Below are 22721 nucleotides of genomic sequence, written 5' to 3'. Positions count from 1 at the left end.
GGATGTGGACGGCCCACGGGGGAACACGCGGAGCGACTACCCGGCCGACTCGGCCTGAGCGGACGCCTCGCTCTCCCCGGCCCCCCTGAAGACATCGCCCCGCCCCTCGACCAACCGCCGTACGAGGGTGACGAGCTCGGCGGGCTCGAAGGGCTTGGACAGAAAGGCGTCGACACCACCGTCGACACCGATACCGACACCGGCACCGCCTTCGCCTCCGGCGCCGACCTCGTACTGGGAGGTGGCACTGACGATGGCGAGGGGAAGGTCCCGGGTCCGGGGATCCGCACGCAGCCGCGCGGCGGTCCGGAGCCCGTCCAGCCGCGGCATGACCACGTCCAGCGTGACGGCGTCGGGCCGCACCTGATGGATCACTTCCAGACACTCGACACCATCGGCCGCGGTCACGACCTCGAAGCCCTCCAGCTCGAGATTGACCCTGATCAGCTGCCGGATGACCTTGTTGTCGTCCACAACAAGAACTCGGCCAGACGCCCTAGGCACAACCCGAGAGTAGGTCCGCACCGGCTACCGCGTCCGGGTTTTCCCCACTTCCACCCCACGCGGGGGACATCGCCCCCTCACCACCTGACGCCGGCACTCCGCTTCCGCCCCGGACGGGGAGGGGACGCCGACGGGAAACCCGTTCATGACCACCCCGGGCGAGCTGGTAGTGTTCTACCCGTCGCCGCGAGCAACAGCTCACCGGCCGACACGCCCCCGTAGCTCAGGGGATAGAGCAACGGCCTCCGGAGCCGTGTGCGCAGGTTCGAATCCTGCCGGGGGCACCCTGCACGAGGTGCCCGAAGACCCCGTCACCAGCGGAAACGCTGAGAACGGGGTCTTCGCGTATGTGCAGGCGTGTGTCGCTCGAAGCGGCCGTATGTCGACCTCCGTGGACGAGCCGTGGACGGGATCTTGAAGCGTCGCCGCAGGTGAGAGAGGCTTCCTGGAGCCAGGCAGAGCTGTTCCTCTTTCTCGCTGTCCCGGTCTTGGACCATACGCCGAGGGTGAAGATCATCAGCGTGACTGAGGGGGTTGTCATGCCGTCTTCAGTCGCCGACTGCGGGCAGCCAAGTGGACGAGTTGGGGGGATCTCGTGGATGTGACCACGCTTGCCGTCGCGCTCATCAGCGTCGGAGGAACGCTCGGCGGAACTCTGGGTGGGGCAGTGCTCAGCCAGCGCGCCAGCCGAGAGCAAAACGAGCGTGCTGATCGTGAACGGGAGCAGGAGCGCCATGAGCAGGTACTGCAAGCCAAGCGCGATCTCTACGCCGATTTGAACACAACGGCTCGCGCCTACCGTGTCGCTGCCCGAGATGCCGTCCGAGCAGCCGAGCGCGGCGAAAGTATCGACCCGGCGGTTCTCGACGCCGCCAAGGAAGCCTGGGCCGACCAGTACTCTCAGGCGCAGATGGCACTGCCGAAGGACGTCCTGCAAGTAACCTCAAAGCTCAACAGAGCACTTGGAGTTGGGTACTCAGTCGTCAAGCAGTTGCCGAGCAGCCCCAACCTCAACGAGGCGTATGAGCGCGCGAAGGCATGGTTCAGTGGCCCCCTGTCCGATGGTGTGTACCTGCTACGGGTCACCCTGCGACATGACCTCGGCGTCGAAGTCGACCCCCACTTCGAGCAGACTCGTATGCGGATACTCACCACGCTCGACAGCGCGAGAAAAGACCTTGAGCGCCTACTCGCAGCAGAGCGCTCCCACGTCGCCGGACCACGTTGACGCGCAGGGCAAACGACGAGGCCCCTGACGCAGTGCCAGGGGCCTCGAACTCGTTCAGGCGGATTCACTCGTACTCGCGAAGCAGGTCCTCGATACGTCGGTTGGCGACGTCCTGCCGTCCGTCGAGGCACTTCGCGTAGCGGGTCAGCAGGACCTCAACGCTGTTGCCGGCGCGTTCGGCAACCTCGGTGGGGTCGACTCCGGCGTTGAGCCACGTCGACAGCGCCGAGTGCCGGAGGTCGTACGGCCTACTCGCGAGCGGTGATGCCGCGACGGGCGGTGGGAACGCCAGGAGCCGAGCCTCCTGCCACACGCGGTAGTAGGTCGAGGACGGGACGACCGAGCCCTTCTCACTGAAGAAGAGCCGCCCGTCTTCCGCCGTGCCGAACGTGGCGAGGTGCTCGCGCAGCACAGCGACGAGCTGGGGCGGAATAGGCACGCGCCGAACGTCCTCTGTCGGCCGATTCTTGAGTCCGCGGTCGTCGTGGGTCTTCCCCGAGTCGGTCCACTGCTTGCCGACCGAAGGACGAGTCCGGTGAAGCAGCGCCGATCCCCAGCCTTGCTCGGGGAGGACGAGGTCAGTCTCGACCAGGCCGACCGCCTCAGCAGGCCGGAGGCCGCCGAAGTACATCGCCGCGAACAACCCGACGAGACGCCGACCACGAGCACGCCGGTAACCGCCCACATAGGACACTGCCGCCAGGAGATTGCGGGCCTGCTCCGGGTTGGCGACAACGCGCGGATCGACCTGGTTCGAGACCTTGGGCTTCTGCCAGCGAACCGCCGTGATCGGATTCTCCCGCAGCTCCCCCAGGTCGACCGCGTAGTTCGCAGCGTTGACGAGTGTCCGCCGCTTCCGCCGCACGGTCTCAGCGGCTGCCGCGGTGCCGTCGAGCTTCAGCTTCAGCCCGTCGAGCACCGCACGGGCCGTTGCCGGTTCAGCGAGATCCGCAAGCGGACGGGATGCCTTTGCCACCCAGTGCAGAACGTTCTGGACGTTATCCGGGACTTCCCGATCGTTCGGCCCTGGCAGCACGAAGGCCCAGTTGCGCAATGCCTTACGGATCTCCTCGTCGGACGGCCGCCCTACGCGCTCCACGAGCAGCTCCACGGTCACGCTGGTGAGAGCTTCGTTGATGCCGTCTCGCGTATTGGGTGCAGCGTGGGGCCACTTCATCGCGAGGTACTTGAGGGCGAAGTCGTACCAGGACAGGGGCGACTTCTTCTGCTCCATCGAGGCCGGAAGACCAGTTTCCGTGTCGAACTCTTCGCCGTCTCGCATGGCACGCATGAGCTTCGCTCGGTAGTGATCAGCAAGCGCCTTGGTACGGAACGAGTCCGAGAAGACGTTGCCCGCGACGGACCAGCGGACGCCGTACGAAGGAGTCTTGGTGTCCCGCTTGCGTACGCCCCAGACCTTGACGTCGAGAGACTTCACGCAGCCTCCTCCAACTGCCGGAGCCACGAGGTGAAATCACTGCGCCAGACCCGAAGCTCACCGTTAGGAAGCTTGAATGCGGCCGGCCCCTGTCCCAGCTCGCGCCAGCGGTAGAACGTCCGGCGAGAAACGCCGCCCAGCTCGTTCAAGACTTGGCGAACAGTCATCAGCTCATCGCGGCGGGCGTCCATGTCGGTTCTCCTTCCGTTCCGGGAGCGGGTTCGAGGGATGCGGCGAGCCAGGCTTCGGCGCGGGACAGGCCGGTGCCGGCGAAGACCCAGTGGGCGAGGACGAGCGTGGTTTCGCCGTCCTGCGGGACGGGCGGAGCCGCTTGGGCCCGGCGCCAGTCGGCGCGTGCGTCCCGGAGGGCGCCGAGGGTGGTGGAGTAGCGGCGGGACTTGGTGGAGAAGTGGCCGCGGAAGCCGAGCATGTGGGCCCAGGCCCGCAGGCGGAGGTCTGCCAGCTCGGGGCGTGCGCCCAGGGTCCAGGCGGTGCGGATCATGCGCCGGGGGTGTTCTGTGATCCTTGCCTGGGCCAGCTCGGCGAGGAAGCGGATCGGCCGGTCGAGAGTGCCGGTCGCCGTCTCGGCGCCCTTGGTGGCGTACTTGGCGACGTATGCCGCCACGGCCCGCTCGGTCAGGTCTTGGCCGTCGTTGAAGTCGGTGGACCGGATCGTACGGACGTCGAGCTGTCGGCCGAAGACGAAGGTGTGCCGTCGGCCGTCGACCTCCGGGCCGTCGACGCGAGCGGCAGCGGCGGCAGCGCAGATGGCGTCGGTCAGCAGCTCGGCCGTCGCCCAGGCCGGGGGCGCGGTCTCGCCGCCCTCGGGGCCGTCGAGGCGGATGACCGCGTGGAAGTGGACGGCGCCCCGCCTCTGGTACTCGGCCACCTTGGCGAAGGAGACCCGGGCATGGTCGCGGAAGGCTCGTTGGGTGAGGCCGGCCCGCTTGGCGACCTCCCGGCGGAGGTAGATCGAGAAGCGTTGCCAGAGGGTCCCGGCGTGCGCGTTCCACAGCACGGCCGCTTCGTAGTCATACGTGTCCGGGTCGAGGGGTGTGCCCAGGGCCGGGTCCTGGTCGTCGTGGCGGAGGCCGCAGCGGCAGGGACGCCCGCCAGTGGGGCGGTTGTGGACCGGGCCGAAGCCGGGGGCGGTGAAGGTGGCGAAGACGCGCGGGTGGGTGGCGACCCGTTCGGGGGTGCCCTTGCCGCCGCGGAGCCCTGCGGTGATCAGGTGGTAGGTGTCGCGGCGGTAGGTTTCGGCGCAGGCCGCGCACCGGGTGGCGCGGCGGTTGTTGCAGCGGACGAGGAGCTGACCGGCCGGAAGGGTGGCGGAGTCCAGGTGGTGCAGGACGCCGCCGATCTCGCCGGTCGTCCGGTCCACCGCGTATTCGGTGCGGTGGCCGTCGAGGCGGACGGGGCGGGTGCAGCCGCCCAGGCCGGACAGTTGGCGGGCCAGCTCGGGCAGGGTGCCCAGCGAGGCCAGCATGGAGAGTTCCGCCAGCGGGGGCGGAGTCTGCCGGGTGATGATGGGAGTTCCTTTCGGCTGTCGTGACGGTTGGGAGGGACGGCCCCGGGGCGGCGGGATGCTTGGCGGCGTTTGCCGCCCCGGCGGTCGGTCAGCGCTGGTGCGTGCTGCTGACGAGGGAGCGCAGGACCACGGCGGCGAGGGCCACGGACACGGCCGAGACGGCGAGGGCCGCCAGGAGCGCGGTGAGCACGATCCCGACGACGATCACGGCGGCGACCGCGCCGGCACCGACGCCCACGTACGGGGCGACCGGACGACCGGCCAAGGGAGCCGGGGCCTGCATGTGCTGCGACGTGACGGTGGTCGTCGGCAGAGCCGGGACATCGGGCAGCTTGGGGCGGAACACGGCGGATCTCCTTGTCACTCGTGGGTGCCGTTGACGACGTCGACCCCGGAACGGGTGCCGGACTCGATGGCGGGGGCGAGGAAGGTGTGGGAGAGCCAGAAGCCGAAGAGCGCGATCACGACGGCGACCCAGAGCCGGACGCCGAGGAACTTGATCGCGGCCCAGGCGATGACGCCCAGGACGAAGACGAGCGGCAGCGAGACGGTCACGGGAGCTCCTTCAGCGGACGGTGCAGCGGTGGGTACGGGCGGCCAGTTCGGCGGCGGCGCGGCTGTCGTAGTCCGTGGCGAAGCCGCAGCGCGGGGCCGTGCAGGCAGCGGTGTGCTTCTCGCTGCCGCGGCCGTCGTAGTAGGTGGCGACCTGCACGGGGCCGACGCGGACGACGCGGCGGAAGCGGCGGTTGGCGGTCATCAGGGGGTCTCCTTCGGGTCTTCGCCGGTGAAGTCGGTGACGTGCTCGGCCAGCCAGCGCAAGATCTCGTCGCCCTCGTAGCTGTCGGCGGCGAGGATCACGGGTTCGGCGATGAGCACGGCTTCGGTGAGGCGGTTCTGTCGGGTCAGCTCGGCGGCGCGCTTCAGCGCGCGGAGCGTGGACGGTCGCACGGGGGAAAGTCCTCCGGGTCAGGTGAGGTGGGTGGAGAGGGCTTCGGCCAGCGGCAGCGGGACACCGAGCCGGGCGCGAAGGGTCGAGGTATCGATGGGCGCTCCGGTCCGGGCGCGGTGCTCGTCGGCGACCTTGCGCGCGAGCGTGACGAGCGCCGGCGGAACCGGGGTCGTGGAGGGAGGAGCCGGTTCCGGCTCCACAGCGGGCAACTCAGGTGCGGAGACAGGCGCTTCGGGCGCGATGGACTCCGGGGCCGACTCGCGTTCCCCCGTCGAAGTGTCCGCGGGTGCTCCGTGGGCGAGCAGCGTCCCGCCGAGGAAGGCGATCGCAGGCCATCCGGCGACGAGGATGCGCAGCCAGTCCGGTACGTCGTTCAGGTCGAGGAGCCCGGCGGTGGCGACGTTGGCGCCGAGCGAGGCGGTCAGGGCGACGAGGAACCAGCACCACCCGGCCGCTTTCGCCTCACCGGAGCGCAGCCGCCGCCAGGCCGCCACCAGCAGCAGGTCGACGGAGACCGGGTAGGCCCATGCCTTCCAGCCGTGCTGTCCGGCAGCCGCAGCCAGGTCGTGCAGGTGGGCGAAGGACAGTGCGGCGGCGATCAGTGCTTGGACGAGTACGGCGTCGATACGGACGGGCAGGGCACGCACGGCGCAGCTCCTTCCGGTTCCGGGCATGGCAGGGGTAGGGACGTGGCACAGGACGGCCGTGCCGGCCGTGGGAATGGGTGTGCTTACTCGGTGACCGGGCGAGCCGTGGCCACGGGCCCGGGCGTCTCCACGGGTACCGGCGGGACGTACGGCCGGAAGGGTTCGAGCGCCGGTACGTCGGGGGCGAGGTGAGCCGTCGCGCGGCAGATGGCCGCGGCGTCGGCGAGGGAGAGGTGGGGAGTGCGGATGCGGGACCAGCCGCCGGAGGTGTCGCCGACAACGGCCAGGCCGGGCAGCTCGGCGGCGATGGCGCAGGCCGCGAGGACGGCTTCAGGGGCGATGTCGCCGAGCGCCATCTTGGCCGAGGCTTCGTCGTTCACACGGTGGCAGACGCGGCCGGTGAGCTGAGCACGGAGCATGGTCGCGCCCTTGCCCAGCTCAGCGCCGAAGCGCTGCCCGCAGACTTCGAGGTAGATACCGGCGGCCCGGCCGAGTTGGGCGAGTCGGATGAGCTGGGTGACCATCTCGTCCCGCCGCTCCTCCTCCTTCCGGGTGGCAACGAGGAAGAGTTCGGCCACCTCGTCGATGAACAGCACGATCGGGGCCGGGCGTTCGTCCTCCGGCAGTCCCCAGATGTCCGAGGTGATCAGTTCTTCCGGGGTGCCGGGCGCGATGCCCTGCCGGGTCTTGATCAGGTCGTATCGGTCCTCCATTTCCTTCACGAGCGCGGGAAGCAGCTCGGCCGCCTGGTCCGGGTCGGTCGCCAGGGCGGAGAGCCGGGGTACGAAGGGCGCCAGCTCGACCCCGCGCTTGCAGTCGATGCCGACCAGGGCCACCGGCTGAGCGGCGAGCCCGGTCAGCAGGTTGCGCAGGTACATGGACTTACCCGAGAGCGTGGCACCGAGCACCAGCTCATGCGGCACGGCCCGGTAGTCCCGCACGAACGCGGTCGCGTCCTCCCGTAACGCCACCGGGATCCGAAGCGGACCGTCGTCCAGTCGACGGGGCATCCGCACCTTCCGCAGCACGTCGAAGCCGACGAGCCGCAGTTCGACGACGCCCGGCTTGATGTCCCGCACGTGGACGGCGTGGACGCCCCAGGCGTGCCGGAGGCGTTCGGCGGAGGCCGCCACGTCCGCCGGCTCCTGCCCTGGAGCCAGTCGCAGCCGCATGCGCAGGCCGGTCGTGGTGGGACGGATGACGCCCCGACGAGGGGGCACCGGCCGGACCTCACGGCGGGTGGTCGCCCGGACGGCCAGTGCCCGCCACCGGGACGGTTCGACGGTCAGGCCGCAGGCGTCCATGGTCGAGGAGTACGAGGCCAGCAGCCGGGCCACCGAGAGCGGCAGTCCGACCGTGGACCAGTACGCCGCCGGGTGGGCGTGCCGGGAGTAGGCGACGCCGCCTATCGCAGCGAGCGAACCGCCCAGCTCGGCCCAGGTCACCAGGTCCGTCACGGCGATCAGCCCGCCTGAGCCATCGGGAAGGCGCCCGGAGCAACGGCGGTCGCCCGGTAGGCGATGCCGTGCCGCTCCTTGCCGTTGAAGACGCTCTGCCACGGCCGCGCCACCAGGCCCGGAAGCGAGACCGGAGCACCGACCGTCAGGCCCTCGGTCACGCCGCTCTCCGGGACGGTGACCTGGATCAGCGACGACTCGCCCTCGTCGATGTAGACGACGCCGACGGTCATCAGCGCCTCACCGGTCACCGCATCCTTGGCGATCTCACCGGTCTGCCGGTCGCGCACCTTCGGCGCCGGGGCCTCGGTGAGCAGGATCGTGGCGGCCGAGGCGTCAACGCGGATCACACGCACAGGGATTTCTCCTTCTGAGAGTCGACCAATCCGCCAACCTGACAGGTTGACTTAGCAAGCTCGAAGCTAGGGATGTCAGGTTGACTTGTCAAGTTGCTATCGCGGGAATCTTGCCCCAGGTGGGGGTCAGTTCAGACGGTAGGTGTCTTCGAGTTCCTGCCGGTCGGCAGGCAGGAGCACGTCAGCGACCTGCAAGGCTCGGCCGGAGGCGTCACACGCGACGACCAGGACGCTCAGCACGGGGACGCCGTCCGGCAGATCCAGCAGCTCGGCTTCACGGGCTTCGGGAAGCCGAGCGGAGACCCGCTCGGTCACGTGGTCGAAGCGGACTTTCTTCCGCGCTTCGAGGTGTTCACGGGGACTGCCGCTCAAGGGCTCCCCGGACCCCAGCTCAGTGCCTTCCACCAGGCCGACGGGGAAGTACGACGAGATCAATTCGGCAGCTTCGCCGTCCTCTTCGACCAGGAAGCGGCGCATGAGGACTTCGGCCCTCTTGGGCAGGCCGAGCACCGAGGCGACCCGAGCCGGAACGGGCACGTGCCCGACCTCGATCAACCGGCCCGCGCCCTGTGACTCGTCGCGCTCCAGCGCCTCACGCCCCCGCCGGTCCTTGCGCTCGACGACTCCCGGGCGACCCCGGACGATCGTGCCGTACCCCTGCCGGGACTCAAGCCAGCCGTCCCGCTTCAGCAGGTCCAGGGCTCGGACGACGGTCGGGCGGGACATCCCGAAGGCCTGCACCAACTGGTTCTCGCTCGGTACGCGGGTGCCGGGCGCGTACGTGCCGTCCTCGATGCGCCGCTGAAGCGTCTGCGCGAGGCGCACATACTTCGGTGGCTCCACTTCATACGCCATGAACGCCGCCCGTCGGGATTGGCCAAGTCAACTGGTCAACCAGCCTAGCGACAGATTCAAGGTGACAGTAGAAGAGGTGGGCTATCCCATCACGCCGGCCAGGCATCGGCGACCACGAAGGAGACGACCGTTCCACCGAAGAAGCTGGGTCCGGAGCGCCAGGAGTCGGCGATGGAGTCGACCAGGAGCAACCCCCGCCCGTGGGCGTCGTCCGCCTCCGGGTGCCGCAGCTGCACACTCGCCGGGAAGCCCGGGTTGTGCACGTCGACGCGGAGCGAGGTTCCCTCGCGGTACCACTCCACCCGCACCACCCACGAGTCATCCGATCTCCCGTAGCGGATGGCATTGGTCACCAGCTCCGAGATCATCAGCGCGCAGTCGTCGATCGAGCAGGACGGGCTGTACGGAGCGATGAACTTCCGGAACCAGCGTCGGGCGCGGGGGACGGACTCGGGCACCGGATGCAAGGTCATCGCTCCGAGGCGCGGTGAGTCCTCACAGGGGTGGCGGTCGATCGTGTAGGCCATGCGTGCTCACTCCTTGCCGCTGCCGTCGCAGTCGAGGCAGCGCCGCTTCGACGTGGCACGACTGCGGTCGTTGGCCGTGGAGAGCGCCAGCGCCGTTCGGGAGCCGACGCGCTTCCATCCACGCCCCCGACACCCTCGGCAAGCTAACCGCGTGTCCCGCACCGGCCACCGACTCGTCACGTCGCGCCCCCCTTCTCCTCCAAGTGGCCTTAGCCACTTTCTGGATAGTGGCATTAGCCACTTCAGAGACGCAAGCAGTTCGCCGGAACTGGCGAGTTGTCGTCAGGTGAGCGGGTAGCCCTGTTCGAACGCCCAGCGGTGCGGCGGGTAGGTGGCTTCGGCGAACTCCAGAGGACGGTCCTGGAGGTCGAAGACGACGTGATGGATGATGAGAACCGCGGACCCCGGCTCCAACCGCAGGTCGGACGCTTCCTCATCCGTGGCAGCCCGAGCACACATACGGTCCTCGGCATAGCTGCCTTGACGCCCGGTCATTCGCTCGACGTACATGAGCGTCCCTTCCCGGATCCGCTCGGGATCCGTGAGCTTGGGCGCCCGCTGGCCGACGTCCGGAGCGAACCACGAAGTGGACAGCGTGATCGGACCGTCCTGGTTGTTGGTCACGCGCCGGCGGTGCACGGCTCGGCGATCCTTCACCAGGCCCAAGGCTTCGGCGACATGGTCCGGAGCCTCCAGCCAGCCGGCCGAGGTGATCACCGCGTACTCACCGGGCGTGTAGATCTTCCCGGTCTGCCGGGCACGCCCGTACAACTCCCTTGCCCGCCGGTTCACTTCCAGGCTGCGCACGTACGTCCCCGAGCCCTGACGCTTCTCGACCAGGCCCTGATGGCTCAGCGCCTCCAACGACCGCGCGGCCGTGGGCCGGGACACCTTCCAGTCCGCAGCGAGCTGCCGTTCCGAGGGGACCTCGTCCCCCGGCCGCAGGTCACCCCGAAGGATCTGGTCACGGATGTAGTGGGCGATCTGGAGATACTTCGGCTGGGCCTCTTCGATCTGCGGCATCTCCCCTCCCTTCCTCGTCCAAGTGGCTATGGCCTTTGGCCACTATAGGGTGAGTGGCCAACCCGTGAACCCGTACTCTGAACGCATGACGCGGTTGATCGTCGCAGCAGGAGGAGGGGGCGACGCAGTCGCTGCCGCCATGCTTCACGCCGCCCTCTACGGCGACGAGGACCAGGCGGTGATCCTCACGTACGCATGGGACCGCCTCCTGATCGACCCACTCCCGGGGCCACGAGGAGCCGACAGCTTCACGGGACTCGAACCCGTCACTCAGTCCGTCTGGTCGGTGCCGGCTGAAGCCCAGCCGATCGCCCCGGCAGGCTCCACACTCCCCCGACTCGCGGCAGAGCTCCCGCACACCCTGGCTCTGCTCGACCCGCACCACGGCGCTGAGGGCATCACCCGCCAACTCGAAGAGCTGGTGTCCCACCTGGCACCGGTATCGATCGATCTGCTCGACGTCGGCGGCGACATCCTCGCCCAGGGCGACGAACCCACCCTCAAGAGCCCACTCGCCGACGCCCTCACCCTCGCCGCCTGCTGCCAGGTCAACGCCCCGATTCGACTCCTGGTCGCAGGCCCCGGGCTGGACGGCGAGATCTCCCCCGACGACCTGCGCTCCCTGTTCGGCGCCCTCGTCCACACCTTCACGGCCGAGGACGTGGAGGCGATCGGCGGCATCCTGGAATGGCACCCCTCAGAAGCCACCGCCATGCTCGCCGCAACAGCCCGAGGAGCTCGCGGCATCTGCGAGGTGCGCGACGCCCGCCTTCCCGTCCTCCTGACCGATGAAGGACCTACGGTCCACGAGGTCGACCTGGACGACGCGGTCAGCCGCAACAGCCTGGCCCGCGCCATCATGACGACCGCCGCCCTGGACGAGGCCGAGGCATACTGCCGCGAGATCTGCGGGTTCTCGGAAATCGACTACGAGCGCAACAAGGCAGCATGGCTCACCGAGCGACCACCGACGAAGCTGGATCCCGACGACGTACTGTCTCGGCTCGACCAGTTCCAGGGCGAGGCCCGAGCTCGCGGAGTCACCCACACGACGTTCCGCCACCTCACCGAGGCCCTGAACCTCAGCGGCTCTCACAGGGACGCCCTGCGTCAACTGCTCATCAGCAGCCGTCCGGAGCAGTACGCGGCTCCCTTGTGGCGCATCCCATCCGACGACTGAGTTACAACCTTCTTCACGGGTTCAAGGCGGCTCGCTCCGCTCACCGCGCGCGGCACGGGCGCCGGCCGGGCCTGCGCTCCTGTCTCCGCCCCGCTCCAGCCCGGCCGGCGCCCGTGCCGCGCTCAAGGCAATCAGTCGTCTGATGCCAAAGAAGGGGTACGTCGTGGCTGGGGCGGTCGGCTCCGCGGCTTTACGCAGCCACTTTGGCGCGAGCCTCGAAGATCATGGCCCCAACGTCGTGCTTTAGCGGGCAGGTCCACAGACTGCCCGACGCGCCGCAAGCTTACGGGGCCATGATCACTCGCGCCAAAGCAGCTCCAGCCCAAAGCCGCTCCACCGACCTCGGTACAGACGACGACCGTGGCGTGTACCTACCTATTAAGCCAAACACCTCTCCAGCCGCTCTTTCCTTTTAGCCCAGTCAGGCATGACTCTGTCTAGGAACTTCAAGAATTCCGCACCGTGGTTGAGCACAGCCACATGACAGAGCTCGTGGGCGATGACGTAGTCAATGGAGTCAATAGGCGCCTGCACGAGTCGCCGATTCAAGACTAGGTGTGCAGCAGCATTCATTGACCCCCATCGCAGCCGAAGCGGACGGACTGAAAGCATGGAGGGCCTGACAGAAATTGGATCAGGAAAACGTGACAGAGTAGCCTCAAGCCGTTCCTCGAATTTCACCTGAGCCTTTGTTTGATACCAATCATTTAGAAGCGACTTAGTCACGTCAGGCCGAGAAGGGAAATCGGTGCGGACGACAAAGTGACCACCGACCAGCTTGACACACTCGGTTGAGTCCTGGACGACCTTGAGACGGTATTGACGTCCCAAATAAAGATGAGTCTCTCCAGAGAGGAAACGTCGCTCCGGCGTCCGTGGCGTGAACTGCGCAAAATAATCCTGCTGTCGAAGAATCCACCTGGCACGCTTCCGAACTCTTTGTATAACGGCATCGACAGACACAGTTTGAGGAGCGGCCACTACCACAGTTCTATCCGGCTCGACGGAAATCTCCAAGGTTTTCCTGTCTCGCCTGACAATGGTGAACTCGACAACGTGGCTCCCGTAAGAGAACTGACACCTCTCGCCAATCATCCTGGAAACCTCGCGCGAGCCAACTGCATTATCTTGAGCTCCAAGGAATCAATCACTTCAACTGGAAGATCGACGCCTTTCTCATCCCGCAGCACATCGAAGAAGTAATCATCGATTGCGTTTCGAATTTGGTTCTGAGCGGTTTCGTTTGTCCAGACGTCGACGATGTGGTGGGCCCGAATAATGCCCATGATGGCAAGTGCAACGCGAGCAGCATCGTCTCTGCTCATGTACTGACCATCCCCCTCGACGAGCGCGCCACTCAAGATGCCGAAAAACGCCAATGCATCATCGTCATCCTTCAGGTGCTCAGGAACGGGTTGGTCACGCACCTTACCTGAAACTTTACTCGCCAAACCTACAATGCTAGCAAGGTACTCGCGCTCAGACATCCTCTTAGCGCGATAGTCAGAGATAGTCTGCTCTAGCATCTCGGAAAAGCTCCGATACAGAGCAGGGTCTTCAGACATCTTCTCGGTAATCACTCGCCGAGTAGCACTAGCGATGCGATCGGCCTTAGACGCATCCGTCACTTCGTTCTCGCCGACAACAGTCTTGATGGCGTCAGCGTCATTGATGTTTACCAACTGAACTATGGTCTCAGCCGGCATGGCCACCACGTGCGAATCGAGAAGCTTTTGGATCTTTGGTTCGAGCTCTCTGATGTTGACGCTCTCCTGGTACCGCAACTTGACGGACCGTCGGAGCTCCGAGAACTGTTTCAGGTCTCGTTTCATGGCATCGAGGGTTCGATCGTCGAAGACATCGAAGACCTTATCCGACGACAGCGAAACATGCAGGCATTCGCCGAAGACACGAAGGCGCTCATAAAATTCTTCTCTAAGAGCCTCGTCGGCAAGTACCTGCTCGAACTCCTCCATGTCCTGACGGTTTCCGACCGCTCGGAATAGATCCCAAAGTTGGTTGTGGAGCTGGGACAGCCTACGGATGACATCACGAACATCCCGAACGGTTCCAATAAGATCAGCTGCCTCATACCCCTCCAGGGCACTGTAGCTCGTTAGCGCCTGATCCAACTCACCCAGCAACCCCTCATAGTCGATGATGAACCCGAACTGCTTCTCGGATGCATCATCCTGGTACAGGCGGTTTACACGCGCTACGGCTTGCAGAAGGTTATGCTCACGCAACGTCCTGCAAATATAGAGGACGGTGTTTCGCGGAGCATCAAAGCCCGTCAGCAACTTTGATACCACGATGAGGATCTCGGGGTCTCCAGACCCTTTGAAAGCATCGATAACTTGTCGATTGTACTCCTCTTCATCTTTGAAGCGAGCCATCATTCTATTCCAGAACCCACGGACAAGATCCTTCGACTCATTGTCGATGTCTTCATGCCCCTCATTATCGTCCGGTGGAGAAATGACGACTTCGCTTGTGACATGCCCAATCTCGTCGAGCGCATTCTTGAAGCGCACCGCCGCTGCCTTCGACGGGGCCACAAGCTGCGCTTTGAACCCAGTGCCCTGCCAATGCTGACGATAGTGTTCCGAGACGTCGAAGGCCTTCGCGTGGATAGATTGTTCCGTCTTGGAGAGCGCATCCATACGCGAATACTTACGCTTGAGGTCAGCCTTCTGCTTGTCGGTCAAGCCCTCACTTATCTTGTCGAACCAACGATCAATCACATGGCCGGCGATTTGCTGTTCGACAATTCTTCCTTCGTACAGCAGTGGCACAACAGCGCCGTCGTTGACTGCCTCGTCGATCGTGTATCGATGAATCAAGCCTCCGAAGGCAAGGAAGGTGTTCTTCTCCTTCTTGAGAAGCGGCGTTCCAGTGAAGCCTAGATAACAAGCCCGTGGGAGACAGCGTCGCATCTTCAGAGCAAGGTTTCCGTGACCACCGCGACGTCCAGCCTGGGTGCGATGACTTTCGTCTACCAGAACGAAAACGTTCGCATCTTCATCTACAAATCGACTGCTTCTCGCAGCCGTGTCAAACTTGTTGATGATGGTGGTGACGAGCGCAGTCTTGTTCCGGATCAGCTCGACAAGGTGTGCGCCACTTCTAGCTCGCACTGGTTCCAACTCACACGATTTGAACGTTCCCTTAATCTGCTTATCCAGATCATCGCGGTCGGTGACGATGATTATCCGAGGGTTAGCGATGTTCCTGTCGAGGGCAAGCGCGCGCCCGAACATCACCATGGTTAGGGACTTCCCTGAACCTTGCGTATGCCAGACGACTCCCCCCTTTCTACTACCATCGAAGTCGAACTGCTTGACTCTATTGATGGCGCTTCGGATAGCAAAGAACTGCTGATGGCGTGCGACCTTACGCACTCCTCCGTCAAAGACCGTAAACCGACGCACCAAATCCAGGAGCCGCTCAGGCCGGCACAGGGCGTAGAGGGCACGGTCCTGCGGAGTTACAGTTCGATGCATTGCTCCACCGACTACATCGAAGTGAAGGCGTGCATCTGCGAGATCGCCTGAGAATACCGCCTCCTTCTCAGCATTGGTCATGAGCCGATTAGCGTAAGGGGCGATGGCCTGATCAGTGTCTTCTTCATCCCGCCAAGACTGCCAGAATTTTTGCGGCGTCCCTACTGTGGCGTAGCGCGCCTCCTTCCGATTCATCGTCAGCAGCAGTTGGGTAAAGTAAAAGAGTTGAGGAATTTTGTTTTCATGCTGGTAGCCGATGAGCTGGCTATTCGCCTTCACGAGGCTCTCAGTTGGCCGCTTGGTCTCAATGACGACAAAAGGAATTCCGTTGACGTAAGCGACAATGTCGCAGCGTTTGCGAATCTTACTTCCGTGTCGCTCTACCGGCATCTCCGCAGTCACGTGGAACGTATTTCGTTCCGGCCGATCCCAGTCAATGAAACGCAGGGTAAAACTCTTAGAACCACCGCCGACAGTCTTTGTGATCGTAGTTCCAAGAACGAGCGTATCGTAGATTTCCTGATTCGTGCTCCGGAGCCCTTTGATTCGATCGGGAGTCGGCTTCAGACGCCGAAGGGCCTCGTTAGCGTCCTCATGACTGAAAGAGTGCTCGTGTCCCCGGTAGTGGAAACGGTTAATCTTCAGCACTTGGTCGATGAGTACTCGGTCTAGGATGACGTTACTCAGTCGGCCACCGCGCATCTCTAATGCCGACTTCTGGGACAGCGGCGTGAAGCCGAGGCTGACCAACATCTGAAGCGCAGGGATCTGGGATTGATACTTCTCAGCCGCGTTGAAGATCATGAGACCACCTCAGAAACTACTCGTACTTCCCAGGTAAAGGACCTGAAGACTTAGATGCCGACCCGCACGCTGCCGGTGAGCAGCTTCTGCAGGAGTGATTGCTTCTGCTGGCTGACTGCGCGGATCTGACTCTCGATAGCCGCAAGCTCGCGCCGACTGGTTTCGACTACTTCCGCAATTGCCTTCTGCTCTTTAGGGTCGAGCGGCAGTCGAAGCTTCCCTTCCAGGAAACGCGTATTGGTAATGGAGATCGTGTTTTTTGCACCTTTCTGCACTAGTGTGTGCAGATAGTTCCAAACGGTCACTGGTGACTCGAAGTATGCATCGAGGATTACACCAAGGTCGTAGGTGAGGGGGGTGAAAACTCCATATAGCGGGGAGACGATGACCTCTCGGTCAACCTTGCTTTGTTTGATGATTCCCAAGGGGAAGTCACCCGTCGGACTCTTCGTGTAAACCACATCGCCAGGAAGAACCCGGTTGTAGTGAGAGGTCTCACTGGCCGCATAAGAGCGCCCAAGATGTTCGACCTGATTCACCAAACCCTTGTGCACTGACACCGAGAAAACTTCCTCGGTCCCTGCGCTCCGGAGACCGTGCTCTGTGAGAACCTCGCTGAGGCGGACTTCACGCCACTCCTTCGTGAAGCCAGGAAGGCGTCGCTTTCCGCTAAATAGTTCATTGCGGAACCAGATGCTGCGCTTGTGATTTGCCTGGCGAAGGGCCCGTAGCCTCTCTAGCGCCACATCCCAAGCCCGCAAAATTTCCACGATCCGGAGTTGTTCCGGCAAGGAAGGCAGTAGGAAGCTAAACTCGGCGAGCGTCTTCTGACTGAGATTGCTAATGCTGGAACCACCGCCGTTACGGTGCAAGTGCTGCTTGAACAACGGGGACCGGACAACCCTGGAAAGGAAGTCCGGGTCTACCTCATCTGACGTGATCCGTGCTCGAATCGTGAAACCCGAGAATGCGACAGGTTCGGTGACGTCTTTGATTAGCAGGCATCTCCCGATCAGTGCCTTGTTACCATTGGAGCGAACGAAGAGAAGATCGTTGTTAGATAGTAGGTCGTCCTCGGCGATACCCCCGTTGAGGATTACGGAATCCACATCAGCGAAGTCCGACAGTACCTCTCTGTCTCGGAAATGGGCAACACCAACGACCTTAACCGCCTGTCCACTGGCGGCTCGCCTGAAGTTCACTCCATTGCGCAGTTCCATGAGATCGGAAAGGCACTTGGGCTTCCAGTCCTCATACATCGATACCAAGCTCCCTCAAGTACCCCGTCATGCGCTTCCTGACATCAGCTAGTTCGTCCTCGAGGTTTTCAATCTCGCTTTGGAGGACAGTGATGTCTACCTCCTCTTCTACCTCGAAAGCATCGATGTAGCGAGGGATATTAAGGTTGAACTCATTCTCAGCGATCTCTTCCGGGTTCGCCCGGTGAGAGTACTTGTCAACCTCCGTGCGACCCCTGAATGTCTCCAGAATTTTTGCGATGTGCTCCTCTTGCATGACGTTTTGAGTCTTACCGGTCACAAAATCCTTGCTCGCGTCGATGAAAAGCACATCAGTACGCGCCTCATTGACTCCCCCTTTCTCCCTGGAACGGTCGAAGATTAGGATGGCGACTGGGATGCCGGTTGTTGTGAAGAGATTGGCCGGGAGACCGATAACAGCATCAAGAAGATTTTGCTTGATAAGCTTTTTCCGGATCTCGCCTTCCGCTCCGCCACGGAAGAGAACGCCATGCGGCACGATAACCGCGACGCGACCACTCTGCCGCTTAGCTGTTTCCACCATATGAGTGATGAAGGCATAGTCGGCCTTCGACTTGGGTGGGACACCACGCCAGTACCGTCCGTACTGGTCGTCTGTCGCATTCTCTGCCCCCCACTTGTCGAGCGAGAATGGTGGATTAGCTACGACTACGTCGAACTTCATGAGGTGGTCACCCTCGACCAGCGACGGGCTATTGAGGGTATCGCACCATTCAACCCTGGCAGCGTCTTTGGAGTGCAGGAACATGTTCATACGCGCTAGAGCCCAGGTCGCTCCATTCACCTCTTGCCCGTAGAGAGCGAAGTTGTCAGAGCCGACCTCCTCCGCCGCTCGAATCAGCAACGAACCAGAGCCGCAGGCGGGGTCGCAAATTGTGTCGCCGGCCTTGGGGGCCGCAAGTCGAGCAAGCAACCGTGAGACTGCTACGGGCGTATAGAACTCTCCGGCCTTTTTTCCGGCGTCCGAAGCGAATCGGGAGATAAGGTAGATGTAACATTCACCAATGATGTCCTCAGTGACCCGCGAAGGACGAAGGTCAAGGGCAGGCTTGGCGAAATCTTCCAGCAGGTTCTTGAGACGACGGTTGCGGTCCTTCGCCCGTCCGAGGTTTGCTTCTGAGTTGAAATCGATGTTGCGAAAAACACCGTCCAGCTTCGCCCTGTTCGCGTCTTCGACTCGCTCCAGTGCAATGTTGATCAGCTCGCCGATATTGGCCGCAGTCCGCTGCTCGTATAGATCGTAGAAACTGGCCCCTTCCGGGAGGACGAATCGCTCACGCTCCAAACGGCGTCGGATGCGAATCTCGTCGTTGCCAAACTGCTGCCTGTACGTCTTGAGATGATCGTCCCATAGATCGGAGATGTACTTGAGGAACAGCATCACCAGGATGTAGTCCTTGTACTGGCCGGCATCTACAACGCCTCGGAAGGTGTCACATGCTGCCCATGCCGTTTGATTGACCTGCTGTTGTGTGAGTCGGTCAGTCATCATCTTCCTCTTGCTCTGAGGTTTCGTCATTTACTTTGTTAAGCCAGTTAACGAGTAGGTGGCTGACCAGCTGGCGCCGCTTCTGAGTGGCAAGATTCGACAGGCGGAGCTCACGCTCCGCCAGCGCGTCCAGGGCCACGATTGACTCTTGGCTCTTTATGGCAGGAAGGCGAATCTCGAGAAGATCCAGACTGGTTTTGGGCACCATCCGCATATTGGTGCCGCGGGCCGTACTGTCGAAGTAACGTTGCGCTGGACCTTGATTTATGATCCACGCAAGGTAATTCGGTAGGATCAAGCTCCTGTTGGGGCGCAATATGTAAAGTGGGGAGACGGCTACAACAGGATCTTTGAACTCTTCACTCAGGGCGTAGGCCGTATTGCGTGCGCCGCGTGAGCGAAATAGAACGTCTCCGGGACGAACCATGTAGCGGTCAAGCCCAGGATTATGCGGAACCTTGATCAAACCCGCGACATCAATGTGGCCATCAGGCGACAAGTCGCCAAGTTGCACAATGGGTACGCCGCCTACCTCTACGGACTGAAAGCGAGTCCGCGGCGTGTAGCCGGTGCTGATGGTGCAGACATCAGCAAGTCTCATGTCAATTGCCCTCTGTAGGCGTCCTGTTGCTGCGGATGACAGTAGCACCGATCGCACGTCTGTAGGGAGTTGTACAGACAGATTCTCGGGCGGCACGTCGTTTGCCAGCCGGAATAAAACTGGACAATGCACAGGAGAAGGGCCTTAAAGGTATAACTGTGAAACGTCACCGCAATGGCCCCGCTGGTGCGAGGGCCGCTCTAGACTCGCGAGCATCTCGTGGCAGCGAGGCGTCAGCACACAGTGTGAGGCCCTGGACTATCTGTGGACGGCTCGACACTCGGCCTTCGGTTCTAGCCCTCTGACCTGCACGTTGAGCCTCCACTGCAGCGCCCTCCGGAGCCGTGTGCGCAGGTTCGAATCCTGCCGGGGGCACCCTGTATGAGGTGCCCAAAGACCCCGTCACCAGCGGAAACGCTGAGGCCGGGGTCTTCGCGTATGTGCGTGCGTGTGCGGCCCGGAGCGGCCGTACGTCGGGGTCTGTGGACGAAGGCGTGGACGGGGGCTTGGAGCGTTCTCCCAGGTCAGCCCGCAAAACGATGTGCCCCCGGACCCGGGACAGGTGTGGGGCCACGGTGCAAGGCGGTACCGGCTCCCCTAGTCGGCGGTGACCCCCCAGTAGGCGATCTGCTCGGGCCTGCCGTCGCGGTAGAGCACTGTGCAGTTCCCCTGGGCGCGGCCCGGGAAGTCCAGCTGCTCGGAGTCGAGCGCGGCGTCCCACTCCTCGTAGGTGGGCCGGCCGTGAGGAGCCCACGCGCGCACCTCGTCGTCGGTCAGCGGCCGCATGAACGGACCGTCATCGGTGTCCGCGGACTCGATCATGCAAGGGAAGTCCAGCACGGAGCTCGTGCCGCCGGTGAAGATGTACTCCTGCCACTCCGGGTCGTCCCACAGTTCCTCGACGGACCGCCCCTCGAAGCCGTGGTTGTCCCGCGCCAGCTCGTCTTCCTGCTCCTTCCGGAACGCGGCCGCCAGATCACGCTGATACGGGCCCGTATGAGTCCACGCGTCGCCACCCATCCGCGTCCCCTCTCCACTCGAACTGCATGTTCAGGAGCGGAGCGTAAGCGACGGCACTGACAGGGCACCCCGCTCCGACGGGGGTCACACCCTGGAGACCACCCACAGGCCCCGCAGGGAAGGCCTGCGCCTCGCTGAGACGCACCGGCTCAGGCCCGACTCCAAGCCCGGCGATGGCGAGCGACGCCGTACACCTGCTCCACCTGGTCGGTCGTGAGCACGCCTGAGAGCGGACCGAGGGCCGAAACCTGGCGTTCCTGGTACACCCGGACGTCGAGCTGCGTGGCGACCACCTTCAGCTCGGTGACACCGACGAAGACGAGCACCGGCTCCACCGGTACGGGGAAGTCGCAATAGCGCTCGAGCACTCGGGCGACCCGCTTGGCCTCCGCCCGGCTCTTGCGTGCGTAGGGCGCCGGTTTTCCGTGATCGACTTTCACGGAGTCGTCCCCGACCCATACGGCCCGCTTGTGGTGGTGCTTCGTATTGATGCTGAACACTCCACCAGGCCCGATCAGCAAGTGATCGATATCCACTTTGTCGGCCAGGGGAACGGAGTGCAGGACGCGCCAGCCGTGGCGCCCCAGGCGGTTCAGCTCGGCTCCCACTCATCGCTCCCCCACCAGTCCCTTTCGCCAGGAGTCCCACTCGGACGGCCGCCGCAGAAGCCGTGAAACGACTCGCTCCATCAGCCCCGGGCCGGATTCGGCGAGCAGATCACGCAACGCCTGCCCGGGAGGGGTGGCGGCCAGGTCGTCGGCCGGCGTCAGAGGCGGCAGCGTCGGACGCGCCTGGACCTCCGGCGCCCTGCCTGGCGGGACAGGCTCGGCGAGGTTCTGTAAGTGCTTCGTGAGCACGGCGATCACGTCGTCACGACACTCGGCCCGCAAAACCGTGATGTCCCCCGTCGTGACGTCCGCCCAACCGACCGCGGTGCCATCGGGCAGGTCGGCGTACAGACGATCATGTCCGTACCGCTTCCAACGCGTGACGCGCAGCTCCACAAGGCCCCCCGTACTCCCGTGACGTCGCCGCCATGCCAGCAGCAAGGGAGACGGGACCGCAAGACCGCAGAACAAGCGATGCGGCTGAACTCGTTCTGTCCGGATGGCGCGTCGCCGCAGGGAGGGCACCGGCGGCTCCCTGGCACGACCGCGGAACAGCTCGACCGGGAGCGGTGAAGGGGGCCGGGTCGGTCACCGTCTCGGTTCGCCGCCGGGCCGCTCCGCGCGGAGCATGGAGAAGATCACCTGATCGTGCCGCCGACCGCCGCGCCACTACGCGGAGTCCCCAACCGATGATCATCGTTGACGCCTGGGTCTTCGATCACCAGGGAGATCCTCATGCCGAAGTCCACGCCTACGGCATCAGTCCAACCAGACGACCATCGCGTGGTTCGCTCCGGCGGCGGCCTCAAAGAACTGAGTGAGGCCGTCGTACCAGTGACGACCCCACTCCAGTGCACCAGGCTCGCCCCATCCAAAGGGATACACCTCGGCGCTGGTCAGTTCGGCAGGATCCACACCCCTGACGAGGTGGTCATAGCTGATGGTCCGGAAAGCTTCCGCCGCGATCCGGACCCGCTCAGGCCGCAGGTACTTCGGAGGCCCATAGCCCCAGTCCTCATCCTTGGCGAACGACTCCTCACCGTGGATCACGTTCACGGGGAACTCCGCACGCGCCAGCAGGAAGCGGAGCACATCCCAGGCCTTGTACGTACTGAAATGGAGCGCTTTATCCGGCGCAGGCTCCGTCTCCTCTTCGGCGTCCTGGACCTCTTCGGCGAAGCCCAGAGCCCAGTCGGGGTCTCGGATCGCTCGATCAAGCTCAGCAGTCGTGACACGCAGGTACTCACCGATCATGCTCATGGCCGGAGACTAGGTATGGCCACTGACAACGACCGCCGGACGGACCGTCTCGGTTTCCTTCTCATTCAGGCCGGTTCACCGTCCAGCTCCCACCAACACAGCTGGAAAGCGCGTTGAGCAACGGCTGATGCGGCTCGCTCTCCTCCAGTTCCATGCTTGTCGGCAATCCCTGCACGTCAAAACTCGTTCGTCACGTGACATCCATGCCCCGTGTCTGATTCGCGCTCTACCTCCATGCTCCGGCCAACCGCACTCTGGGCCATGGAGGGGCGTCACGACCGTAGGGGGATGTATGGCGAAGCGTCGAAGGCCGCAGCCCAGGGACAACCGCGGCCGATTCACCAAGACCGGCATGCCGGTCTGGCTGGGCGTCGTGGTGGTCGTCGTCCTGCTGTACGCCTACGCCCGCTAGCGTCGACGGGGCGCGGACGGGCCAGGACTCGCATCACAACCGCACCAATCGC

General features: G+C 63.8%; 23 protein-coding genes, 1 tRNA gene and 1 pseudogene. 3 read left to right on the top strand and 22 right to left on the bottom strand.

Annotated features, from left to right (window positions below; genetic code table 11):
* Nucleotides 1-36: 36 nt before the first annotated feature.
* Nucleotides 37-525 carry a response regulator gene (locus tag JHAT_RS03955; protein WP_253195395.1) on the bottom strand — a complete coding sequence of 163 codons (489 nt, stop codon included), beginning with the start codon at nucleotides 523-525 and terminating at the stop codon, nucleotides 37-39.
* 191 nt (nucleotides 526-716) lie between these two features.
* On the opposite strand from JHAT_RS03955, the gene JHAT_RS03950 reads away from it, so the two are divergent.
* Nucleotides 717-788, top strand: a tRNA-Arg gene (locus tag JHAT_RS03950).
* Between the two features lie 311 nt (nucleotides 789-1099).
* Nucleotides 1100-1732 carry a hypothetical protein gene (locus tag JHAT_RS03945; RefSeq protein ID WP_253195394.1) on the top strand — a complete coding sequence of 211 codons (633 nt, stop codon included), beginning with the start codon at nucleotides 1100-1102 and terminating at the stop codon, nucleotides 1730-1732.
* Between the two features lie 64 nt (nucleotides 1733-1796).
* On the opposite strand, the gene JHAT_RS03940 is transcribed toward JHAT_RS03945, so the two are convergent.
* From JHAT_RS03940 to JHAT_RS03880, 13 genes are all read right to left on the bottom strand, one after another.
* Nucleotides 1797-3170: a tyrosine-type recombinase/integrase gene (locus tag JHAT_RS03940; protein ID WP_077796615.1), complete on the bottom strand. Its 1374-nt coding sequence runs from the start codon at nucleotides 3168-3170 to the stop codon at nucleotides 1797-1799.
* Nucleotides 3167-3361, bottom strand: coding sequence for an AlpA family transcriptional regulator (locus tag JHAT_RS03935; protein WP_077796614.1), 195 nt, complete (start codon nucleotides 3359-3361; stop codon nucleotides 3167-3169). Before JHAT_RS03935 ends, JHAT_RS03940 begins: the two co-directional genes overlap by 4 nt.
* A complete protein-coding gene (locus JHAT_RS03930; protein ID WP_077796613.1) occupies nucleotides 3337-4656 on the bottom strand; it encodes a replication initiator in 1320 nt (439 codons plus the stop codon). The genes JHAT_RS03935 and JHAT_RS03930 overlap by 25 nt, the downstream gene beginning before the upstream one ends.
* A gap of 130 nt (nucleotides 4657-4786) precedes the next feature.
* A complete protein-coding gene (locus JHAT_RS03925; protein WP_077796612.1) occupies nucleotides 4787-5044 on the bottom strand; it encodes a SpdD protein in 258 nt (85 codons plus the stop codon).
* Between the two features lie 14 nt (nucleotides 5045-5058).
* Nucleotides 5059-5253: a hypothetical protein gene (locus tag JHAT_RS03920; RefSeq protein ID WP_023588145.1), complete on the bottom strand. Its 195-nt coding sequence runs from the start codon at nucleotides 5251-5253 to the stop codon at nucleotides 5059-5061.
* A 10-nt stretch (nucleotides 5254-5263) separates the two neighbouring features.
* On the bottom strand, nucleotides 5264-5455 hold the full coding sequence (locus tag JHAT_RS03915) for a mobile element transfer protein (RefSeq protein WP_077796611.1): 192 nt from the start codon (nucleotides 5453-5455) through the stop codon (nucleotides 5264-5266).
* Nucleotides 5455-5646: a hypothetical protein gene (locus tag JHAT_RS03910; RefSeq protein WP_077796610.1), complete on the bottom strand. Its 192-nt coding sequence runs from the start codon at nucleotides 5644-5646 to the stop codon at nucleotides 5455-5457. Before JHAT_RS03910 ends, JHAT_RS03915 begins: the two co-directional genes overlap by 1 nt.
* An 18-nt stretch (nucleotides 5647-5664) precedes the next feature.
* Nucleotides 5665-6294 (bottom strand): DUF2637 domain-containing protein, encoded by a 630-nt coding sequence (locus JHAT_RS03905; protein WP_077796609.1) that lies wholly within the window; start codon nucleotides 6292-6294, stop codon nucleotides 5665-5667.
* 83 nt (nucleotides 6295-6377) lie between these two features.
* Nucleotides 6378-7751 (bottom strand): FtsK/SpoIIIE domain-containing protein, encoded by a 1374-nt coding sequence (locus JHAT_RS03900; RefSeq protein ID WP_077796608.1) that lies wholly within the window; start codon nucleotides 7749-7751, stop codon nucleotides 6378-6380.
* 5 nt (nucleotides 7752-7756) lie between these two features.
* Complete coding sequence (locus tag JHAT_RS03895) at nucleotides 7757-8107, bottom strand: hypothetical protein (protein WP_077796607.1); 351 nt, start codon at nucleotides 8105-8107, stop codon at nucleotides 7757-7759.
* Between the two features lie 126 nt (nucleotides 8108-8233).
* Complete coding sequence (locus JHAT_RS03890) at nucleotides 8234-8962, bottom strand: GntR family transcriptional regulator (protein ID WP_077796606.1); 729 nt, start codon at nucleotides 8960-8962, stop codon at nucleotides 8234-8236.
* Between the two features lie 89 nt (nucleotides 8963-9051).
* The gene (locus JHAT_RS03885; protein ID WP_077796605.1) at nucleotides 9052-9489 is read right to left on the bottom strand and encodes an ATP-binding protein; all 438 of its coding nucleotides are present in this window, start codon (nucleotides 9487-9489) and stop codon (nucleotides 9052-9054) included.
* A 282-nt stretch (nucleotides 9490-9771) separates the two neighbouring features.
* Entirely contained in the window at nucleotides 9772-10512 is a 741-nt protein-coding gene (locus JHAT_RS03880) for a GntR family transcriptional regulator (protein ID WP_077796604.1), read from the bottom strand.
* An 85-nt stretch (nucleotides 10513-10597) separates the two neighbouring features.
* On the opposite strand from JHAT_RS03880, the gene JHAT_RS03875 reads away from it, so the two are divergent.
* Nucleotides 10598-11692, top strand: a complete 1095-nt coding sequence (locus JHAT_RS03875) for a DUF1152 domain-containing protein (protein ID WP_077796603.1) — start codon at nucleotides 10598-10600, stop codon at nucleotides 11690-11692.
* Nucleotides 11693-12070: 378 nt separating this feature from the next.
* On the opposite strand, the gene JHAT_RS35885 is transcribed toward JHAT_RS03875, so the two are convergent.
* The 8 genes and pseudogenes from JHAT_RS35885 to JHAT_RS03835 all read right to left on the bottom strand — a co-directional run bounded on the left by JHAT_RS35885 (nucleotide 12071) and on the right by JHAT_RS03835 (nucleotide 22257).
* Entirely contained in the window at nucleotides 12071-12787 is a 717-nt protein-coding gene (locus JHAT_RS35885) for a SprT family zinc-dependent metalloprotease (RefSeq protein ID WP_077796602.1), read from the bottom strand.
* Complete coding sequence (locus tag JHAT_RS03865; protein WP_077796601.1) at nucleotides 12784-15999, bottom strand: type I restriction endonuclease subunit R; 3216 nt, start codon at nucleotides 15997-15999, stop codon at nucleotides 12784-12786. Before JHAT_RS03865 ends, JHAT_RS35885 begins: the two co-directional genes overlap by 4 nt.
* 50 nt (nucleotides 16000-16049) lie before the next feature.
* Nucleotides 16050-17258 (bottom strand): restriction endonuclease subunit S, encoded by a 1209-nt coding sequence (locus tag JHAT_RS03860; RefSeq protein WP_077796600.1) that lies wholly within the window; start codon nucleotides 17256-17258, stop codon nucleotides 16050-16052.
* A complete protein-coding gene (locus JHAT_RS03855; RefSeq protein ID WP_253195393.1) occupies nucleotides 17251-18798 on the bottom strand; it encodes a type I restriction-modification system subunit M in 1548 nt (515 codons plus the stop codon). Before JHAT_RS03855 ends, JHAT_RS03860 begins: the two co-directional genes overlap by 8 nt.
* The gene (locus tag JHAT_RS03850; RefSeq protein ID WP_077796598.1) at nucleotides 18761-19369 is read right to left on the bottom strand and encodes a restriction endonuclease subunit S; all 609 of its coding nucleotides are present in this window, start codon (nucleotides 19367-19369) and stop codon (nucleotides 18761-18763) included. The genes JHAT_RS03855 and JHAT_RS03850 overlap by 38 nt, the downstream gene beginning before the upstream one ends.
* A 597-nt stretch (nucleotides 19370-19966) precedes the next feature.
* Nucleotides 19967-20389 carry a hypothetical protein gene (locus JHAT_RS03845; protein WP_077796597.1) on the bottom strand — a complete coding sequence of 141 codons (423 nt, stop codon included), beginning with the start codon at nucleotides 20387-20389 and terminating at the stop codon, nucleotides 19967-19969.
* A gap of 149 nt (nucleotides 20390-20538) precedes the next feature.
* A pseudogene (locus JHAT_RS03840) lies at nucleotides 20539-21393 on the bottom strand (nuclease-related domain-containing protein).
* A gap of 363 nt (nucleotides 21394-21756) precedes the next feature.
* Nucleotides 21757-22257, bottom strand: coding sequence for a YfbM family protein (locus tag JHAT_RS03835; protein WP_253195392.1), 501 nt, complete (start codon nucleotides 22255-22257; stop codon nucleotides 21757-21759).
* Nucleotides 22258-22721 lie beyond the last annotated feature (464 nt).

It is taken from the genome of Streptomyces sp. JHA26 (assembly GCF_002005565.1).
GTDB lineage: Bacteria > Actinomycetota > Actinomycetes > Streptomycetales > Streptomycetaceae > Streptomyces.
The sequence above is the reverse complement of the archived record's forward strand: the minus strand, read 5'-3'. Positions and strand labels throughout refer to the sequence as shown.

Coding starts and splice junctions, on each gene's coding strand:
- JHAT_RS03930 (WP_077796613.1), bottom strand. CDS start 4,656: ATGCTGGCCTCGCTGGGCACCCTGCCCGAGCTGGCCCGCCAACTGTCC.
- JHAT_RS03890 (WP_077796606.1), bottom strand. CDS start 8,962: ATGGCGTATGAAGTGGAGCCACCGAAGTATGTGCGCCTCGCGCAGACG.
- JHAT_RS03845 (WP_077796597.1), bottom strand. CDS start 20,389: ATGGGTGGCGACGCGTGGACTCATACGGGCCCGTATCAGCGTGATCTG.
- JHAT_RS03880 (WP_077796604.1), bottom strand. CDS start 10,512: ATGCCGCAGATCGAAGAGGCCCAGCCGAAGTATCTCCAGATCGCCCAC.
- JHAT_RS03865 (WP_077796601.1), bottom strand. CDS start 15,999: ATGATCTTCAACGCGGCTGAGAAGTATCAATCCCAGATCCCTGCGCTT.
- JHAT_RS03885 (WP_077796605.1), bottom strand. CDS start 9,489: ATGGCCTACACGATCGACCGCCACCCCTGTGAGGACTCACCGCGCCTC.
- JHAT_RS03850 (WP_077796598.1), bottom strand. CDS start 19,369: ATGAGACTTGCTGATGTCTGCACCATCAGCACCGGCTACACGCCGCGG.
- JHAT_RS03860 (WP_077796600.1), bottom strand. CDS start 17,258: ATGTATGAGGACTGGAAGCCCAAGTGCCTTTCCGATCTCATGGAACTG.
- JHAT_RS03935 (WP_077796614.1), bottom strand. CDS start 3,361: ATGGACGCCCGCCGCGATGAGCTGATGACTGTTCGCCAAGTCTTGAAC.
- JHAT_RS03915 (WP_077796611.1), bottom strand. CDS start 5,455: ATGACCGCCAACCGCCGCTTCCGCCGCGTCGTCCGCGTCGGCCCCGTG.
- JHAT_RS03855 (WP_253195393.1), bottom strand. CDS start 18,798: ATGACGAAACCTCAGAGCAAGAGGAAGATGATGACTGACCGACTCACA.
- JHAT_RS03875 (WP_077796603.1), top strand. CDS start 10,598: ATGACGCGGTTGATCGTCGCAGCAGGAGGAGGGGGCGACGCAGTCGCT.
- JHAT_RS03835 (WP_253195392.1), bottom strand. CDS start 22,257: ATGAGCATGATCGGTGAGTACCTGCGTGTCACGACTGCTGAGCTTGAT.
- JHAT_RS35885 (WP_077796602.1), bottom strand. CDS start 12,787: ATGATTGGCGAGAGGTGTCAGTTCTCTTACGGGAGCCACGTTGTCGAG.